Origin of the sequence: Halobaculum saliterrae, from assembly GCF_009831625.1 — an archaeon.
Taxonomy (GTDB): Archaea; Halobacteriota; Halobacteria; order Halobacteriales; family Haloferacaceae; genus Halobaculum; species Halobaculum saliterrae.
This window is the reverse complement of the sequence record NZ_WUUS01000003.1, coordinates 354325-371326: the sequence shown is the minus strand read 5'-3', so window position 1 is coordinate 371326 and position 17002 is coordinate 354325. Positions and strand designations below refer to the sequence as shown.

19 protein-coding genes, 1 tRNA gene and 3 pseudogenes are annotated in these 17002 nt (G+C 61.2%); 6 read left to right on the top strand and 17 right to left on the bottom strand.

All coding sequences use genetic code 11. From position 1 onward, the window contains the following. The first annotated feature begins 105 nt into the window (after positions 1-105). Together GRX01_RS06670 and trxA are read left to right on the top strand one after the other, a co-directional pair. A complete protein-coding gene (locus GRX01_RS06670) occupies positions 106-510 on the top strand; it encodes a helix-turn-helix domain-containing protein (RefSeq protein ID WP_159664730.1) in 405 nt (134 codons plus the stop codon). A 172-nt stretch (positions 511-682) separates the two neighbouring features. Further along, a pseudogene (trxA, locus tag GRX01_RS06665) lies at positions 683-1033 on the top strand (thioredoxin); the annotation flags it as partial. Positions 1034-1195: 162 nt separating this feature from the next. Here the strand turns inward: trxA and GRX01_RS06660 are convergent. Together GRX01_RS06660 and GRX01_RS06655 are read right to left on the bottom strand one after the other, a co-directional pair. After that, positions 1196-1594, bottom strand: a pseudogene (locus GRX01_RS06660) (NAD(P)H-binding protein); the annotation flags it as partial. A gap of 211 nt (positions 1595-1805) precedes the next feature. Then, positions 1806-2849: a tyrosine-type recombinase/integrase gene (locus tag GRX01_RS06655; protein WP_159664728.1), complete on the bottom strand. Its 1044-nt coding sequence runs from the start codon at positions 2847-2849 to the stop codon at positions 1806-1808. A 327-nt stretch (positions 2850-3176) separates the two neighbouring features. Here GRX01_RS06655 and GRX01_RS06650 point away from each other — a divergent pair, with 327 nt between their 5' ends. The 3 genes and pseudogenes from GRX01_RS06650 to GRX01_RS06640 all read left to right on the top strand — a co-directional run bounded on the left by GRX01_RS06650 (position 3177) and on the right by GRX01_RS06640 (position 5395). Continuing rightward, positions 3177-3485, top strand: coding sequence for a transcriptional regulator (locus tag GRX01_RS06650; RefSeq protein ID WP_233740899.1), 309 nt, complete (start codon positions 3177-3179; stop codon positions 3483-3485). 86 nt (positions 3486-3571) lie between these two features. After that, positions 3572-4360: pseudogene (locus tag GRX01_RS06645) on the top strand (hypothetical protein); the annotation flags it as partial. 156 nt (positions 4361-4516) lie between these two features. Continuing rightward, entirely contained in the window at positions 4517-5395 is an 879-nt protein-coding gene (locus GRX01_RS06640) for a hypothetical protein (RefSeq protein ID WP_159664726.1), read from the top strand. Here the strand turns inward: GRX01_RS06640 and GRX01_RS06635 are convergent. The 15 genes from GRX01_RS06635 to GRX01_RS06575 form a co-directional block, all read right to left on the bottom strand. Further along, positions 5390-6322, bottom strand: coding sequence for a hypothetical protein (locus GRX01_RS06635; RefSeq protein WP_159664724.1), 933 nt, complete (start codon positions 6320-6322; stop codon positions 5390-5392). The genes GRX01_RS06640 and GRX01_RS06635 overlap by 6 nt on opposite strands. Beyond that, complete coding sequence (locus GRX01_RS19340) at positions 6319-6441, bottom strand: hypothetical protein (RefSeq protein ID WP_267903190.1); 123 nt, start codon at positions 6439-6441, stop codon at positions 6319-6321. Before GRX01_RS19340 ends, GRX01_RS06635 begins: the two co-directional genes overlap by 4 nt. Then, positions 6434-7294 (bottom strand): hypothetical protein, encoded by an 861-nt coding sequence (locus GRX01_RS06630; protein WP_159664722.1) that lies wholly within the window; start codon positions 7292-7294, stop codon positions 6434-6436. Before GRX01_RS06630 ends, GRX01_RS19340 begins: the two co-directional genes overlap by 8 nt. 75 nt (positions 7295-7369) lie before the next feature. Beyond that, the gene (locus GRX01_RS06625; protein ID WP_159664720.1) at positions 7370-7936 is read right to left on the bottom strand and encodes a hypothetical protein; all 567 of its coding nucleotides are present in this window, start codon (positions 7934-7936) and stop codon (positions 7370-7372) included. Positions 7937-8005: 69 nt separating this feature from the next. Next, the gene (locus GRX01_RS06620) at positions 8006-8197 is read right to left on the bottom strand and encodes a hypothetical protein (protein WP_159664718.1); all 192 of its coding nucleotides are present in this window, start codon (positions 8195-8197) and stop codon (positions 8006-8008) included. Positions 8198-8200: 3 nt separating this feature from the next. Continuing rightward, entirely contained in the window at positions 8201-9730 is a 1530-nt protein-coding gene (locus GRX01_RS06615) for a hypothetical protein (RefSeq protein ID WP_159664716.1), read from the bottom strand. 7 nt (positions 9731-9737) lie between these two features. Then, the gene (locus GRX01_RS06610) at positions 9738-10136 is read right to left on the bottom strand and encodes a hypothetical protein (protein ID WP_159664714.1); all 399 of its coding nucleotides are present in this window, start codon (positions 10134-10136) and stop codon (positions 9738-9740) included. Next, on the bottom strand, positions 10136-10471 hold the full coding sequence (locus GRX01_RS06605) for a hypothetical protein (protein ID WP_159664712.1): 336 nt from the start codon (positions 10469-10471) through the stop codon (positions 10136-10138). Before GRX01_RS06605 ends, GRX01_RS06610 begins: the two co-directional genes overlap by 1 nt. 197 nt (positions 10472-10668) lie before the next feature. Beyond that, positions 10669-11475 (bottom strand): hypothetical protein, encoded by an 807-nt coding sequence (locus GRX01_RS06600; RefSeq protein ID WP_159664710.1) that lies wholly within the window; start codon positions 11473-11475, stop codon positions 10669-10671. A gap of 34 nt (positions 11476-11509) precedes the next feature. Continuing rightward, positions 11510-11956, bottom strand: coding sequence for a type IV pilin (locus GRX01_RS06595; RefSeq protein WP_159664708.1), 447 nt, complete (start codon positions 11954-11956; stop codon positions 11510-11512). 6 nt (positions 11957-11962) lie between these two features. After that, a complete protein-coding gene (locus tag GRX01_RS06590; protein ID WP_159664706.1) occupies positions 11963-12376 on the bottom strand; it encodes a type IV pilin in 414 nt (137 codons plus the stop codon). 225 nt (positions 12377-12601) lie between these two features. Continuing rightward, complete coding sequence (locus tag GRX01_RS06585; RefSeq protein WP_321167936.1) at positions 12602-14545, bottom strand: hypothetical protein; 1944 nt, start codon at positions 14543-14545, stop codon at positions 12602-12604. A gap of 444 nt (positions 14546-14989) precedes the next feature. Continuing rightward, on the bottom strand, positions 14990-15214 hold the full coding sequence (locus GRX01_RS06580; RefSeq protein WP_159664704.1) for a hypothetical protein: 225 nt from the start codon (positions 15212-15214) through the stop codon (positions 14990-14992). Positions 15215-15356: 142 nt separating this feature from the next. After that, the gene (locus GRX01_RS19335; RefSeq protein WP_267903189.1) at positions 15357-15485 is read right to left on the bottom strand and encodes a hypothetical protein; all 129 of its coding nucleotides are present in this window, start codon (positions 15483-15485) and stop codon (positions 15357-15359) included. Positions 15486-15661: 176 nt separating this feature from the next. Beyond that, a tRNA-Arg gene (locus GRX01_RS06575) sits at positions 15662-15736 on the bottom strand. 337 nt (positions 15737-16073) lie between these two features. Here GRX01_RS06575 and GRX01_RS06570 point away from each other — a divergent pair. Further along, the gene (locus tag GRX01_RS06570) at positions 16074-16919 is read left to right on the top strand and encodes a geranylgeranylglycerol-phosphate geranylgeranyltransferase (RefSeq protein WP_159664702.1); all 846 of its coding nucleotides are present in this window, start codon (positions 16074-16076) and stop codon (positions 16917-16919) included. Positions 16920-17002 lie beyond the last annotated feature (83 nt).

Sequence of the window (17002 nt, the reverse complement as noted above, 5' to 3'; positions counted from 1 at the left end):
GGTATCTCACGACTCGATCTCGTCTCTCGACCCACTATAGCGCGCGATTGTGTGATCTATACAAAAATCTTATAACCGCACAGTCCGTACGATCGAGCAATACAGATGCCAGATTCGATGTCCGAACAACTCCGACAGGATATGGAGTGCGAAGGGCTGTTGGAGTGTTTCCACGGCCTCAAGGAACTCGACAAGGAGTGCTTTCGGACGCTCGTCGAGGCCGAAGAGCCACTGACCGTCGACGAGCTCGCTGAGGCCGTCGACCGCGAGCGCTCGACGGCGTACCGGGCCGTCCAGCGACTCCTCCAGACGGGATTCATCGAGAAAGAGCAGGTGAACTACGATCAGGGCGGCTACTACCACGTCTACTCGCCGAACGACCCCAGTCAGATCACCGACGACATGCAGCGGATGCTCAACGACTGGTACGCGAAGATGGGCCAGCTCATCCAGGAGTTCGAGACCAAGTACGAGCAGTCCGAGACCCCGGCCCCTGCCGCCGAAAGCTGACGTTCCCTCTCCACTCGGCGTCGCCACCCACCAGTCGCGACGACGGGCTAATTCCTGCGTGCAACGGAGGCAGGGATACAGTTCTCGGGCCGATCTATATTGTATAGTATTGCATAGATCACACACATTTCTTACGTACTGCCAGTGCGTCCGTACTCTTGATGGCAACTGAACCCCATCCGACGCTGGCACCGCACCCACGAACGAACCGCTCCACGTCGACGGGCAGTCACAGCTCGACGACATCGTCGCGGAACACGACGTCGTTCTCGCGGACTTCCACGCCGACTGGTGTGGCCCCTGCCGGATGCTCGATCCGGTCGTCGAGACGCTGGCCGCAGAGCCTGTCGCGACCGTCACGAAAGTCGACGTCGACGCCGACCAGCAACTCGCTCAGTCGTACGGCGTCCGGGGCGTTCCGACGCTCGTCCTGTTCACGGACGGTGAGCAGGCCGAGGAGGTCGTCGGGATGCAGGGCGAGGAGCGATTGCGTTCACAGATCGAGCGGTACGCCGAATGGTAGTGTGAACACGTTCGCATAGCGATCCAACGACAGGAGAGCGTCACCACGGGGTCGGAACCCAACCGCCGATCGGTCTCTTCTCGGAGTCTCGACGGGCGACGTCGCGGTATCCTCCGCGTCGGAAGGCTGGTGGCCGTTCGCGTGTCGCGCCGAATCGAGCGATCACCCCTCCAGCGGCTCCCGCAACGCCTCCTCGATCGCCTCGTCGCCGGCCACGAGTTCGAACGGTTCGCCGTGCGTGCTTTCAGCTCCGAGCGCCGTGACCAACGTCCGGGCGACGTCCTCACGCGGGATATCGAGGTCATCTCCGTCGAGATCGGTGCCGGTTCTGATCCGTCCGGTGCCGGCCTCGTTCGTCAGCGGGCCGGGTCGGACGATCGTGTACGTCAGGTCGCTCTCCTGCAGGTACTCGTCGGCCTCGGCCTTCACTTGGAGGTACTCCTGCAGCTCTTCCGGGCTGTTCTCGGGCCGATCGGCGTTGATCGAGCTGAGCATCGCGAACTCTTCGACGCCCTCGGATTCGGCTTCCTCGACGAGGGTGATCGCGCCGTCGCGGTCGACATCCTACATGCACTCACCGCCCGACCTTGGACGACGGTGCGGTAACACCATCGATCGGGCGACTCGTCCGCGCCATCATCGATGCGATCGACTAGCACGTCACGTTCGCAGGTGACGAGTTTGGCGCCGGAACGAGTGGAAAACGGATGGGCGCTGCAGGCCTTCGCCGATTCCGACCTCGTGAGAGCAACGGGATGCAACGGGTCGCCCGTCATTCCTGAATCATCCTCCAGCGACGGTCGGCCTTCTCACGCTTCGACGCCCGATCGTAGTGCTTGTCCAGCACCGCCTCGGAGGTATCCAGCCGGTCCGAGACCACGCCTCGAGGAACGCCGTCGTTCCGATACTTCGTCACGCGTGCCTTGCGAACGTCGTGGGGCGAGCGAGCTGACGGACACTTGCTCATCTTATTGAACATCGTCGCCTCGCACGTCTCCGGATCCTCATCATGCGGGCACTCATCGCCCAAGTGGCACGGACGAGTCCACCGGTAGAACGTATCCCGGACCGCAGTTCGAGAGATTCGCCCGTTCTCAGTCGTGACCAGCGGGAAGCGACCGTGTTCGTCGCGAGCGTTGATCCGCGGTCCGTCGATGTAGTCCTGGAGCGTGGCCGCAACGTGATCGCTGACGCGGTTGAACCGCTCTCCGCGTTCGTCGTTCTTCAGCGGGGTCTCAGTCTCCGGCCGATGGACGAACTCGATCCCCGGCTTCCGACCGTCGAGGTCACAGTCTTCGAGATCGAGCGCGCGGACGGCTCCGAGTCGGGCGCCGGTGTGCCAGACCAACGTCCAGACTACGTGATCCCGACTCGCGTACTCGTAGCGTTCGAGGTAGTCAATGATCGGCGGGACGCGTTCGGGTGCGATCGTCGAATCGCTCACCTCAGAGGACGCGGAGAGCGTCGGGAGGATCACCTTCTCGTGCAGGCCGTCTTCGACCGCCTCGATCTGCGCGCAGAAGCGGAGAAACGAACGCGCCGTTGTGAGCGCGGAGTCGAGTGTCTTCGGGGCCAGCGTGTCGTTTTTGCCTTTACTGTAGCCGCCTTCGCGGCGCCAGACGCGGAACTGGTAGAGGTCGCGTCCGGTCAGCTCGTTCATGTTGTCGATGCCTGCCTCGGTCCGACACCACTCTACGAAGGCGCGCAGGTGGCTCCGGTGGGAAACCCGAGTCCACTCGGCCGCGTTCTCCTTCATGGCCTCCAGGTGGAGATCGCGAGCTTCGGAGGGCGTGATCGGCTGCAACTCGTCGCTCATGCATTCCACCCTGACGCCGGATGGTTATTTGAGAGCGAGCCTTGTCCGGAGTGAAAGTGGAACCACTTCCGCTCCGCATACGGGGTGGAGTTCTTTATATGCGATTCGGCGGATTCATTACCGCGGTTCGAATGGTCGTACATGGCTTTCTGTCACGGCAGGAAGCCCGTGCGGGCCGGCTGCGTCAACAGCGCGGCCCGCTTTCCTTCGAGGACTCGTCGAGCAGCGACGCGTCCGGAAGTGCTTCCGTTGCTACGAGGCGATGAAAGGAAGGCACTTAGTTCTATCTTAACGTAGAGTCAGATTATTCTGACTTTCTGAAAACCAATGAGCGACCGTCCGGAGTTGCTAACAGGCTGGTTAAAGATACTCTATTCAATGCGAGCGAGGGCAGACTGGATGCAATATCCGAGCGACGACCGGATTCTCGAACTATTAGAGGAATCCGGCCTCATTCTGTCGCCCTCAATAATGAGTGCGAACCTCGATCTCACGCGACAACACATCTCTTCTCGTCTTTCAGAACTTCTTGACCACGACATGGTGGAGAAAACCGACACCGGCCAAGGGCACTACCGGATCACCGAAAAAGGAGAGGCGTATCTGGTCGGTGAACTCAACGAGGACGATCTCTAAGGGCTCGGCGACAGGATCGCCCTGAATATTGAAACAGGAAATTTGGACAGGTAAGTATAAATTACAACTCTGCAGTGCGGTGAATAGTGTATCAGTTCACGCCAGACGAGATCGATCGCTCCCGAGCTGACTACCAGGCGAAACAGCAGGGTGCGGAGGATATCGGAAAGAAGCGTGTGGGGAACCTCGGGGAGATCGCGTTCGAGCAGTTCTGTCGAGAGTACGTCCCGGCGGAGATGTGGGAGTGGGAGAACGAGGACGCGATGCGGCGATGTAACCCCGAGAGCTTCTCTGGACACGACTTCGAGGTGTTTGGATACAAGATCGACGTGAAGACCTCGCGTGACGTGTCTGCCTTCCTTCCGCAAACACTCGTCGAGAACGATTCGGAGGACGATATCATCGTGATGGCGTGGCACCGCGACAACGAGGACTCGCTGATCCTCCTTGGATGGGAGCACATGGCAGTTCTGAAATCGAAGGTACGAACGGGCGAGGCGTACTCCGGCGACGAGCCCGAGAAATTGCAACACTTGGCGGCGCAGCCGATGAACAGCCTGCAGGACCTCGGACCGAACACGGCGCACATGAATCAGAAGCCGGACAACCCGTTCCACCCGGGCGATCGGGTGAAGCGGGCCGACGACGAGGAGGCGTCAGAGGCGGTCGTCGTCGAGGTGCTGCCGCCGGAGACGAAGGTCGAACTCTACGGTCAGGAACTCGATGGCGAGGCAGTCCGGGTAGCGTTCCCCAGCTCGTTGGACGAGGGACCAGGAGACTGGCAGGGATTCAGCAAGGCGTTGCTCTCGTCGTACTGCGACGATCAGGGGATCAAGCTCTACACGTACAAGCCCGAGAACTTGGAGTTCGTCGAATAGCCGGGTCGGGGCGCGCTCGAACCCACAGGGGGCCACTCGCGCGCCACCTCCCATCGGCTCGCTCCTTACGAGGAGAGAAGGAAGGATGCACGACAGGTCGCTTGAGGTTGATTCCTTGTGTAGAGATATCATAAGAACTGTATATTAGCCTGGATGATCGCTTCTAAAGACATAGTAATGCATGAAAAAAGAGACTTAATAGACATCGGATTGATTTTGGTGTTTTTCGCTCTTTTTTCCGTCGTACTAATACAAATTGTTGTAGAGATATTCGGGGAGAGAGCCTTGGACGCGGGGAGTGTCATTATTTCTGGAAGTTTGTCTTTATTACTAATATATTTTTATAGACAGCAATCAGACATTGCTAGAAACCAGGAGGAGATAATGAGAAGTCAACAAGTGATGAAAGAACGAGAAATAAGGCCAATTATAACACACTCAAAGCCTTTCTTTGTAAAAACAACAACTACAGAAGGTGTTGAAGAGCCTGTCAACTTTACCAAGGTATATATCAATTTAAAAAATGATGGCCAAGGTGAAGCATTAAATATTTGCTACACTTTGAATATAGATTCAACTAATGAACTAAGGATACCAGAAAATCCTGGTTATGAACATGTTAAACCAATAATTGAGAATAAGCAAGCCGTTTCATCATTAAACCGGGAAAGTATGGGTATTGGTAGTCCTCCCTCAATTATTCGACCAGGAGAGACGGATCTGTTCACCTTTAGTAATGCGATATATGGTCATTCAGAGAAGGAAGGTGTAGACTACGTAGTTGCCAACCATTTAAATGACGACTATACATATAATTTTGACGATGGAGAAGTATTACTAGTAAGTTTAAAAATAACATTTGAAGACAAAGCAGGGAATGAATTTTATATTGTACCCCTCGCAGTCGTTGCAGAGTATTCGGAAGGGATGACAGTCGCTGAATTGGTCGATAAAGCAATTTTAGCAGCAGACTTTACAAAGAACTATCCAACTAACTATCCTGGCAACCCGGAATCCGAGGAAGTTCTATAATATCTCAAGGTAACCATCCCAATCTCGATCGGCCTCGAACAGTCCGTCTTCGAGATTCCAAGACCACGGCGCGGTATCGTCGGGATCGTATTCAATACTCGTTGGCTCCAGATCGCCGACTGGGGCAGAGAAGATCGGGTTCGACGGACGGTCGGCGTCAGCCGCCCAGTTCGAGAAGAACTCTGCTTCCGTCTTCTCTGATTTCCAGACACCGAGCGTCGTCAGTCGCTTTCCTTCCGGGTGATAGTCTTTCCCCGAGTGGACCACGTTCAACTGCACGTCGACGCCGAGCTTCGCCATCCGCTTGGCGACCGGTGTCCACTGCGTGGCGACCTCGCGACTGTGTGTCCGTGCGTCCATGTGCGTGGAGCACTCGTCGAGTAGCACGGCCTTCGGGCGGTCGCGATGTTTGATCAGCAGCTCGGTCAACTCGTGCATCGATGTCACACGTATGTCGGTCAGCGACCCGGCTGCGTTCGAGAGGACCAAGAGATTGTCGACGAGCTGCTTTCGCAGTTCGATCAGGAGCCACCCGGCGTTCGTCTTGCCCGTCTCCGGGTTCCCGCCGACCGAGACGAACGCGGGGGCGCCGTGGTTGTCGAGCGCGTCGGAGAGCTGCGCGAGTAGTCGCATTTGGGAGGCAGTCAACTCGGCTTCTGTCAGACCGACGATCGTCGCCAGCTGTTCGCGACGGCCGTCCATCACCGCGCGGGTCGCCTCGGCCGTGTTTAGTGTCGGTTCGACCGACGCACGGAGCGACGACCGGGACCAGCCGTCGACGTCTGCGAGGAACGAGAGCGCGTTCGCGTGGTCAGTATCAGCCATCACGCCCGCGTGCCGGTGGAGGTCGAGCGTGGTATCGAGGTCACCGCGCGCCTGTTCGGCGAGCTTCGCCGCGGTGAATACCTGCTCGTCCACGTCGGTCATCGGAGATCACCGCCGTCGCAGGTCGGGCAGATCACTTCCGTGTACTCGCCGAGGTGCCAGTCGTCGACGACGCGAACGCGGACGGGTGTCGCGCACGTCGCGCAGACGGCCTCAGTCATCGGCGGGTGCCTCCGGCCCCTGTCGGGGCAGGCCGCCGCCAGTAACGTCGCTCACGTCCAGGTCCAATTCGGTGATGAAGTCCTCCGGCGAGTCTTCGTCGACGCGCGAGAGCCCACGTTCGAGCCCGAGGTCATCGAGTGCGTCGGAGATCGCAGCGTCGAGCCCGTCGCCTTCGTCGGGCAGCGTGCCCGCTTCGAACGTCTCGATCACCTTGCGAACACCTGCGTGTGCCGCGCGCTGGATGATGATCCATCCCTGAGCGTCGAGGCGTCGGCCCTTCTGGGCGTCTTCTTCGAGCTGGTCGCGGCAGGTCCGGATCGCTTCGATCGCCTGGAGCAGCTCGGCGTCCGAGAGCGTGCCGCGCCAGGTGCCGCGGAACTCCTTCTCCGCGAAGTCGACGCCTCGAGTAACGATCAGATTTGGTGTGAGCCAGTAGGGCGAGCCCTCGATGCACTTCCACTTATCACGGTAAGCCGAAGTCGGAACGAGCCACGCGCCGCCGCCGGAACGATCGTCGGCGTCGAGGTCGACGAGCAGCAGGTTCGACGGGTTCCACAGCAGCGACTTGACGCGGGACCAGACTGGACGCCCGAGCAGCAGGGCCGACAGGCCGGCGCTCAGGCCGATGATGCGGGCGTTGCGGGGGAAAGTGACTCCGAGGGCGAGCGAGGCAACGAGGAAGCCAGCGAGGCCCGCAGCGACGAGGTAGGGCCAGCGCGAGGCGACAAAGCCGACGGTCGTCCAGAACGTCGACTGTCGCGGGTCGCTTTGCAGGTGGTCGGAGGTTCCCGCGCGGTTCGCCTGCGTCCGGCGGTCGGCGTCGCTGGCGCCGTCCGAGCGATCTTCAGGCATGGGTCACCTCCCACGCGAGGACGAGCATGGAGCCACCAACGACGAGCAGGCCGGCGACGGCTTCGAGGACAGGCGTCATGCGATGCGCTCACCCTCGTTGGAGTCGCCAGAGACGACTGACAGCGCGCCGAGGACGACGGCGAGAGCGACACCAAGGGAGCCCCCGATCCCGGCGTCTCTCACGTCGGTGCCGTCCCATGGCCCGGCGACGAGTGCGCCGCCTTCGTCGGCGTCGAGCTTGGTATAAACGCCCGATCGGATGGAGGTAGAGGTCGTGATGGAGACCTCTCCGGTCGGCGAGGCGATCTCGACGACGGTCGAGCCGCGAAGCAGCTCACGGGAGATGACGGCGCCGCGATTGGCTCCCTTCTGAGAGTGTTCGACGGGCGCGGTCAGCGTGAGCGACGGGCGGTAGGCGCTGCTGTTGAAGACGATGCGAAACACGCCGTCGGAGTACGACCAGCTCTCGATGTAGACGGCCGGGTCACCGAAGACCTCAGCTTCACCGGGCCGCTCATCGTCGGCAGGCCCCGGCGTGGTTTCAGTTGTCGGGGTCGCGGTCGGCGACTCTTTGGCGACTGTCGTCGCGGGGACGACGAGCAGGGATACCAGTAGCAGGCCGACCAGTATGGTGCGGACCATAGGACGCGCCGCCGGAGTCGAACCGGCGTATACCGACCGCGGGCGCGTCGAGGCAGAAACCATGACAGCTCACAGCGGGTTCAGTTGGTCAGCGATCACCTCCTCGATCCAGTCGAGCACGTCTCCAGCGAGTTGGTCGGCGAGGTCGAGACCCATTCCGAGCACGTCGACGCCGCCGAGTTGTAGGAGGACGAGCGCAGCGAGAACGCCGTAGCTGACGAGCCCCGGCCGCGGAAGCAGTCGCAGCAGGAGCCACCACATGGCTCAGTTCCCCTTCGACTGCTGGCCCTTACCGTAGGCGAGCAGGCCGATCACCGCGAGCGCGCCAAGCAGGTACATGGGGTCGATGTCAGGCCCCGAGGAAGAGCCGTCACCGACTGCCTGCTGTTTGGCTTCGACTTCTGAGCGCAGCTCGGAAATCTCCTCCTGCATGGCCAGGTACTCCGAGGTGTTCGCGGACTTGTAGACGACCTTCCGCGTTTCCACAACCTCGATGGACTTACCATCAGTGTCGGAGATCGAGCCGATCGTAAACTCGCCGTCGAGTTCGATCCGGTCGCCTCCGGTAGTCACCATGAAGACCGGGCCGTCGATGTCGGAAGTGTTGTAGGTAGTGTTGGCCTCCCAGGAGCCGTTCGGCGCGTTGCGCGCCATCGGTAGCCCGTGGTAGGTCGCACCGTTGTACATCAACTCCATGGTCCCCGTACCGTTCAGCTCGGGTGTATCGAGCCCGAGCGTCGACAACGCAGCAACCGACGAGTAGAGGTCGCCCGAGCCGTTCATCGTCTGGTCGCTGTAGCGGAACATCGCGGTGTGCCCGCTGATCACGTCCGAAGAGTTGATCGTACCCGCCTCGTAGTCGTCCCAAGTGGCGTTCACGTACGCGCCAGCTTCGTCTTGTAGGGCGCTGTTCTGGGTCTCGATTCTCGTCCAGAGGTCCCAGTAGTTCGAGGGTTGCATGAACCGTACCTCATCGAAGTTATCGTTCGGAGGATTGACCCGGACATACGCCTGAGCGTTGTCATGACCGCCCCATATGTCGGAGTCGACTCCCGAAACGTACGCACTCGCGGTGCCGGTGTCTGTGCTCCCACCGTTCGAAACGGCTCCGCGGTACTCTATCGTCTTCGAGACAGCTGACGAACCATTCGCTAACTCGACAGTGTACGTGCTGCTGTTCTCTTTGATGTACGTGTCTTGGTAGTCACCGGACGTGATCTCGACGTTGTCACCGAGGCCGCTGCCTCGCATATCAACGAACGATTCACTGACGTTTGACTCGTTATCGGCACGGTGAGCCATCACGTGTGTCGCCGTCGCAGACACGTTGTAGGACTCGATGAGGTTCCTTTGCTTGACAGCGTAGTAGTCCGCGATTGCCTGCTTGGCTTTGGAACGAGCAAGTGCCTTCGAGGATCCATTCTCGTATGCCTCAGCGATCGCAATCTCAGCTTGCATCCACGCGGCGGATTGCGTGTCGTTGAGATAGTTCTCGTAGACAGCTCTCTGTGACTCTGTCGCGGCCTTCTGATTGACCGCAGCGTCGTAGATGTCCTGCTCTGTCTGTTCGGCTTGTAGCTCGCGCAACTCGTCGATATCACCCGTGTTGTGATTCTGAGCGCACTTGTCGTAGTTCGCGATCGTCAGCGAGGCGAAGAACACCAGACTGTCGAGGTTATCGCAGTCGTGGGTCGCGGCAGCTGGTTGGACCCCGACACCGCCAGCGAATGCGGAGAACACGAGCAGGAACGCGAAGACGGGCGCGAGGACCTGCGAGCGATTCGGGAGGTTCACGACCGAATCACCTCACGGCGACGGCCCAAGAGACGACCGTCGCGAGGAACGCGAGCTGCATTCCCAGCGGGTCGCCGAGGCCGATCAGGAAGTCGGTCGCTTCCGCGGTCAGGTGCTCACCGAGGATCACCACAGGGCCGATTGCGATCGCGGCCTGTTCCCAGGGCTCGTAGTTCTCGAACTGGCGCGTCGACGAGCCCGCGAAGGCGATGACGAACGCGCCCATCGACACAAGTACGGCGTGCTCGGCGCCGAGAGTGTACGATAGCCATGAGAGTTCGACCGTGGCGATCCCTCCGAACTGGTAGAGGCCCGCGAGCAGGTACGCCGCGGAGAGGTACGCGGGGATGGTGCGGATGTTCGCGTAGTCACCGAGGACGCTGCTCATGCGGTTCGAGTACGCCATCAGTCGTCCCTCGCGAACCGCGCCTCCTTCGGGTGGTACTCGGTCTCCTCACCGTCGTCGTTGGTGAACGTCTGGGAGTTCTCGTCGACGCGGACGAACATCTGGTTGCCCTCGACGAGCGCAGCGATCAGCTGGCGCTGGAGGGTCCGGTTCATGTACATCGGATTCCCATCCAGCTCGATCACACCGTTGTGGCCCGCGTCGGGATTCCAACCGGTGATCGTCCCGCTGACGGTCTCGCCCGGGTTGGGATTCAGCCAGTTGCTTCCGCTCGATTCCTCATCCGTGTTCACCGGGTCGAGATCGTCGAACGCCGGTTCGCTTTTGGACGCCATTGCAGTTTCTAGTACTAGACATACTCACTTAGCCGAGAACACGGTTCGGTGAAAGTGGAATATCGACGGACAGCTCTGAGAGAGCAACCGCTCTGCAGTAAAAAGGGGTGGCACGGGCAACTAGTCCGCGCCAGCTGTGTGGGAACACCTCGGGGTGTTCACTTGTGCTTCGCTATCAGGTCACAAAAGCCCACCTATTACCGGAAGACGGTGGGAAGTGATCGAGCTGCGGCAGCGCTGATGATCACATTGTGATCCGTGACGTTGACGGGCTCGTCGACGATCTCGCGAATGAGAGAAGCGACGGTCCGGCGATAGAACTCGCCCCGTGATCTCCCTTGGATTACGAGCGTGTCTTTCTCCTGATGTACCGTGGCGCGCTCACACATCCACAGAAGCGCGAGTGTCCGGCGAGTCCCCGTCGAGAGCTGGTCGATCCAGTTCGGGAGTGATTCGACCATCGTGAAATCGCCTTGGGGGACACCGAGACACACGAGAATCCGACCGAAGACGCTCGCGTTCGTGGCGGGGATGATCTCGGTGGGTCGATCGGGCTCGTCAGCATGACGGAGGGTGACTCCAGTCCCGACGACGTCCAGAGCGTGCGTGATGAGGCTCCTAGCGATTCGTGTAGTTGGATTCCACGCTGGGACGACGCGAGCGGTGTCGATACTACCGCACGTGTAGATCCCCGCGGCGAGTACGGCACACGCGTCGCCAAGCGGGTCTTGGGGTGTTGTATCGAGCCAGCCCAATTCCTGAGCGGTTTCCACAGCGTGAACGGCATCGGGCTTCCCGCCCTCGATCCATGTCCGGACGCGACTTGGCGGGAGTTCAAGCGCCGTTCCGACTCGAGTCCGGCCGTGGTCTGGATGCTTCGAGGCGTACTCCATCACGCGATCGTAGTCCTCGAGTAGATTTGCTGGGTCTGGATACGACTGCGGGTTGTACGTACGGGCGAGGGACTGCGGGTCGACAAGTGGGGTTGTCTGATCCTCTGGCACTGTCGTTGACAAAAACGGCTACTGGTTAGTAGCCTTAGTTCGGCGCTTGATCCGTCGCGAGTGCTTGGGATGTCTCCCCGTTTTGGGAGTTCCAGATCACTCGTACCGTCGCACCGGGGTCAACGGCTCCACCTGAAGCGTTGAGTTCCTGCGAACTACCAGCACTAACCGGCAGTGGGCCAAATGCAACACCGAGGTTGTTTCCGGCAGATGCGTTCAGCGTGAGACTCCCTGTGTTTGTGGAGTCAAGCGTCGCACCACCAGTGTGCGTAGCGGTGACATTGTAGAGCCCCGTCGTTTCGTTCTCCGCGTAGTCGAACTGGAAGTTCGCGTTCGGCGTCGTTTGTTGAACGCTGTTCCCGAGGCCGAGGACGAACGAGCCGATGACGGCCGCGAGGATCACGGTGATCGCGACCATAAGGATGACTCCGATGACAGGGGAGACAGCGCGGTCGTCGTCGAGAAGTTGCTTAAACTTCATTTCTGGTTAGGGCGCCGTCTCCTCGGCGAGTGCTTGGGAAGTATCTCCATTTTGCGAGACCCAAAGCACGCGGACAGTCTCGCCTGAAGAGTACTGCACCCCAGTGATACTATCCCCGGCGCTCATCTCACCGCCACTGAACGCAGTAGAACCGACGCTAGTATTCAGTGAGACGCGCTCATTCGCGGGGATTGTGTCTCCACCAGTGTGCGTGACGTTGACGACATCGTTGCCAGCACCGTCTTGGCCAAATTCGAACTGGAAGTTCGCGTTCGGTGCGGTCTGCTGCACGGAGTTGCCGAGGCCGAGGACGAACGAACCGATGACGGCCGCGAGGATCACGGTGATCGCGACCATAAGGATGACTCCAATGACTGGAGACACGGCACGATCGTCGTCGAGTAGTTGCTTGAATTCCATGTTGTGGTCCACACAGCCACGCGAGTGGGCTAACTCCCCCTGGTGCCTGTGATATACTCTACTAACCGTCGGTATGGGTTAAACATACGGGTCAAAATATCGGAAATGAAAGCCACACGGCACCTTTGGGGACACAGAACCCCTCTAGCACGAATCAAGATTTCTACCAGAAATACACAGGAGAACGGACCAGATGTCCAGCCTACCCAGAGAAACGAACGCAGCCTACCGTTCTCCTGAGTAATATCTTTTTTCGGGTGGATCCGGGCGATGGCCGGTGTACTTCATCCCATTCCGGAGATCGCGTTGTTTGCTCAGGGGGTGATACATCAGCACGTGATCGGCGGCATCGGGATCCTCGAGCCCGTGGTCAACGAGATGGTCAGCCATCATCCGCGAGTTGTGCGTTGCGAAGTTGCACTTCCCACAGCGCCATATCTCGCCACTCCGTAACGGCTTGGACAGACGAGTTTCCTCACGGATTTGTTTCTTCGGGAGGTGCAGGGTCACCATGTCGACGCCGCCATCGCCGGGCGTATGTTCCTGACCGTCAGCGCCGATGATCGCTTCCAGTTCCCACTCGGGTTCGAGTGACTGCGGCCGGACGAACCCTTCCGGTTCGGGGCCGGACTCGTCACCGTCGAGAAGATCGCTCACTAACTCGATGTGCTCCGGATTGAGGTCCAATCGTCCGAGCAGCGCGACCGGGGAGACCGAGGCTGACGGGTGCGCGTCGAGCCAGCGATTGACTCGTTCGCGAGCGTGAGCACGACCGAGGCTTTCACCAGCACGACCGGCGGCGTCAGCATCGGCCCACAGCTCTGAGAGCGACGGCGAACTGTCAATATCGGGCGGTTTGTCGGGCAGCAGCTCGCGGAGGTCGGCATCGAGGATGGGGGCTTCTATCCGTGATTGGTCGATCGCCCAGCCCGAACCGCAGTTGGTACATACGACATCCGGCCCGTTAGCTTCCGACCAGCGGACAGTCTCTCCATGCTCGTCCGATTGCGCCGACGATTCGGACTCAGCACGTTGCTGGCAGGCATCGGCAGCGATCGCCTGGTTGACTGTCTGTGAGCGAGTCGTTCGCTGGCGAGCGGTCGACCAGTAGAGCGTCCCCCACGCGAGGTATTCGATCGGCCGTTCTTCGAGCCGTTCGTCGTATGAACCGCCCATGTACGCGGCGAGGTATGACCCAAGGTTGCCGACCTCCATGTTCACGGAGATGCAGCCGTCGTCTTCCTCCTCGTAGGAGTCGATCGCCTCGTAGTTGTGGGCGCTCTTCCCGGCCGGTTCGCACACCTCCAGGTGTTTGTCGACGACACGCTCCAACTCGCCGCCGATGCGTTCGGCGTCGAGCCCTGATGCGTCGAGGTACGTCCCGATGTGAATATGCGTATAACAGGCGTTCACTCCGGAACTATCGCCGAGTCCGTGGGGCTCCGCCTGTAACCAGTATCCCCACTGGTCGGAGTCCAATCCGAGGTGATACTCCATTACGTTACGGAGGGTGTCCCGGACACCATCGTACGAGAATGAGTCGTGTACGGCGTCGAGGTGATCAACAGGAGACAGTCGAGTACGGCCGGGCATCGAAGACGCAGAGAGGGTGATCATGGCGGTCGCTGGTCGGTCCCACGCGGCGACGGCTTCGCCCCCAGACGGGCGTTCACCGCCGCCCATTTGGCGTTCGAGTGCCCGAGCACGGGCGTACTGTTTCGCGTGATACTCCTTGCCCCAAGCGTCGGTCAGTGGGAGTTCGAACGAGTCCTCCCCGTTCGAGAACCGCGCGAGCATCCCGTCGTATTCGAGATGTGCAGTGAGGAACGCCGCGAGCGCATCGCTCCACGTTGAGGCTTCGCGCTTCACGAGCGAGGTCGTACGGAAGGCCGATTCTCCGAAGGTGTCGGGTTCGACCCACTCGTCGGACCAGTCGGCATCGGTGACGATCCGGCGAAGGCTGCGACCGTGCGATCTGGAGAGCGGAAGATCGGCCAGATCAGGGTACTCCCGACGGAACTCGGAAACGCGTTTGTGGACGATCGCGGGAACGCTATCTTCGGGAGATTCGGGAGTAGCGGGCGTTACAGAGTTAGTCTCCTTGGAAGGCCAAGACTCACCGCTGGTTTGGGTGGATGCGTCCCCGCCGGTTGGCTGGTCGCTACTCACTGGACCACCGAGTGAGTGCGGCTTGCTGCGTGGCTACCCGGGAACCGCCATCCGCACGCGTTGCTCGCGCGCGGGTGTCGGGAGGCGACCGCCGCTCGTTTTCGGTCGTCCCGGTCGGGACTCCCTCATGCGCTCGGGCTCCGCGGTCGGGGGCGAGCCCCCGCTCCGCGTCGGCTCTGGCCTCGGCGCCGCTCGGGGCGCTCGCGGCGCCGCGGGCGGCCTCCGCCTGTCCCTCGCTTTGAGGGTTCGTGAGGTCGAGCGGAGCGGTGGCGATCGCCCAGCGGAGCGACGGGAGTCGGTGGTCGACGGGTTGCCGTTTGAGATCGGGGACGGCGAAACAGCTGAGGCATTCCCGGTATCGGGCGTGATCCGCGCGTTCGTCCGCGAGCGTTAGCTCTTGGCAGCCGCGACACTGGTACTCGATGAACTCCGGTCCGTCGGAGGTCATCCGTCGGCCCTCCAGCGACCGCGGGGGATGTACTCAGCGTACCACTCGGGAGGCGCGCAGTAGCGACACATCCCGAGACGAGCTGAAGGATGCTGCTCGCGAGTGACGAACTTCTGGTTGCATCCCTTGCAGCGGAGGACGATCGCGACCGACGGGAGGGGAACCGAGGGGTTCCACTGACTGCCGGGGTTCGGCGGATCGCCCGGGAGGCGAGGCGCCATCAGTAGTCACCTCGAACGTCGGAGATCGCCGGGCGGTTCCCGCCGTCACCACGTCGACGACAGACCGGGCATCGATCGGTCCGGGGCGGGTCGGGTTCGACCATCCGAACGCCGCAGCGTCGACACCGGTACTCGGTGCCGTTCATCGTTCCACCTCCTCGATGGCCTCCCGAACGTCGGCGTCGGTCGCCTCGATCGAGGGGTGCGGGAACCGTGCGCGAGTCGCTGGGTCGTAGAGATCGCTCGCAGGAACAAACCGCAGCTCACGCACGGGCGATCACCCCCGTGTTTGCGAACAAAATCGCGTGACTGCAAGGGGCCGCAACGTGTCCCCCGTTTAGCTCCTCAGAAAGTGATGTATTCCGGAGGGACCTAAACGACGAATTCGGTATCGAGAGGGTCTGTACCCCGAACCTTCGGTTGGAGGTGAAACGGGCGGCGAAGGAATGGGCGCTGCAGGATTTGAACCCGCGGCAGCTTGGTCCGAAGCCAAGTACTCTGTCCAGGCTGAGCTAAGCGCCCGTGTCCATTCATAGCCGACAGGTCCGCTTAAGTCCCGCGCTTTGGAACGCTCGTCCGGGGCGAAAACATATACACCAGTTGATAGTCTCCGATGGACAACGACTGCCACCAACGGTCGGGGCGGATTCGGGAAGTCGGGCGAGTATCGGTTCCGTGTCGGATTCCGGTGTTGGGCGGTCCGTGTGGTCGCAGTTCCACCGACTGGACAGTGGCACCGGAACGTTCGTGCGCCACCGTCCGATCACTCCCACAGGTCTGTGAACATCCGGCGGCCCCGCTCGCCGGCACCGCGGTCGTCCCGCGTCCTTTATCTCCGACCGGCCGGTGACCGCGAACGATGAACGCGACCCGGACGATCGGCGGCTTCCTCGAACTCGCCCGCGTCGGCAACGCAGTCGCGGCGGGCGCGCTCACCTTCGTCGGCTCGTTCGTCGCGGGAGGGCTCGGCACGCCCTGGGCGGTCGCGTTCGCGGTGATCGCGACCGCGGCGGCGACGGGCGCGGGCAACGCGGTCAACGACTACTTCGACCGCGATATCGACGCCGTGAACCGTCCGAATCGCCCGATCCCGAGCGGTCGGGTGTCGGCCCGTGCGGCCGCCGGGTTCGCGGCGACGCTGTTCGCCGTCGCGACCGCGGCGGCGCTGTCGCTGCCGCCGCTGGCGCTGGCGATCGCGGTCGTGAACCTGCTGGCGCTGCTGGCGTACACGCAACTGTTCAAGGGGTTGCCCGTCGTGGGAAACGTCGTCGTCGCGTACCTCACCGGCTCGACGTTCCTGTTCGGGGCGGCCGCGGTCGGTCCGATCGCGCCGCCGACGTGGACGCTGTTCGGGCTGGCCGCGACCGCGACGTTCGCCCGCGAGGTGGTGAAGGACGTGGAGGACGTGGCCGGTGACCGCGAGGAGGGGCTTCGAACGCTTCCGATCGTCGTCGGCGAGGGCCCCGCGCTCGCGCTCGCGACGGTCGCGATGGCGGCGGCGGCGCTCGGGAGCGTCGTCCCGTACGTCGACGGAACGTTCGGTCCGGCGTACCTCGCCGTCGTCGTACCCGCGGACGCGACGATGTTCGGCGCGACAGCTTGGGGGTTCCGGGACCCGTCGACGGCCCAGCGATGGATCAAACGCGGGACCTTCCTCGCGGCGGCGGCGTTCGTCGCGGGTCGCCTCGTGACGGTGATCGGATGACCGTGGACACGCGTCACGTCGCCCAATCAATCATAAAGAATAATACCGGCTCACGGCAACCAACCCGTAGTTGGATGACTCTC

Coding starts and splice junctions, on each gene's coding strand:
- GRX01_RS06670 (WP_159664730.1), top strand. CDS start 106: ATGCCAGATTCGATGTCCGAACAACTCCGACAGGATATGGAGTGCGAA.
- GRX01_RS06655 (WP_159664728.1), bottom strand. CDS start 2,849: ATGAGCGACGAGTTGCAGCCGATCACGCCCTCCGAAGCTCGCGATCTC.
- GRX01_RS06650 (WP_233740899.1), top strand. CDS start 3,177: ATGAGCGACCGTCCGGAGTTGCTAACAGGCTGGTTAAAGATACTCTAT.
- GRX01_RS06640 (WP_159664726.1), top strand. CDS start 4,517: ATGATCGCTTCTAAAGACATAGTAATGCATGAAAAAAGAGACTTAATA.
- GRX01_RS06635 (WP_159664724.1), bottom strand. CDS start 6,322: ATGACCGACGTGGACGAGCAGGTATTCACCGCGGCGAAGCTCGCCGAA.
- GRX01_RS19340 (WP_267903190.1), bottom strand. CDS start 6,441: ATGACTGAGGCCGTCTGCGCGACGTGCGCGACACCCGTCCGCGTTCGC.
- GRX01_RS06630 (WP_159664722.1), bottom strand. CDS start 7,294: ATGCCTGAAGATCGCTCGGACGGCGCCAGCGACGCCGACCGCCGGACG.
- GRX01_RS06625 (WP_159664720.1), bottom strand. CDS start 7,936: ATGGTCCGCACCATACTGGTCGGCCTGCTACTGGTATCCCTGCTCGTC.
- GRX01_RS06620 (WP_159664718.1), bottom strand. CDS start 8,197: ATGTGGTGGCTCCTGCTGCGACTGCTTCCGCGGCCGGGGCTCGTCAGC.
- GRX01_RS06610 (WP_159664714.1), bottom strand. CDS start 10,136: ATGGCGTACTCGAACCGCATGAGCAGCGTCCTCGGTGACTACGCGAAC.
- GRX01_RS06605 (WP_159664712.1), bottom strand. CDS start 10,471: ATGGCGTCCAAAAGCGAACCGGCGTTCGACGATCTCGACCCGGTGAAC.
- GRX01_RS06595 (WP_159664708.1), bottom strand. CDS start 11,956: ATGAAGTTTAAGCAACTTCTCGACGACGACCGCGCTGTCTCCCCTGTC.
- GRX01_RS06590 (WP_159664706.1), bottom strand. CDS start 12,376: ATGGAATTCAAGCAACTACTCGACGACGATCGTGCCGTGTCTCCAGTC.
- GRX01_RS06580 (WP_159664704.1), bottom strand. CDS start 15,214: ATGGCGCCTCGCCTCCCGGGCGATCCGCCGAACCCCGGCAGTCAGTGG.
- GRX01_RS06570 (WP_159664702.1), top strand. CDS start 16,074: ATGAACGCGACCCGGACGATCGGCGGCTTCCTCGAACTCGCCCGCGTC.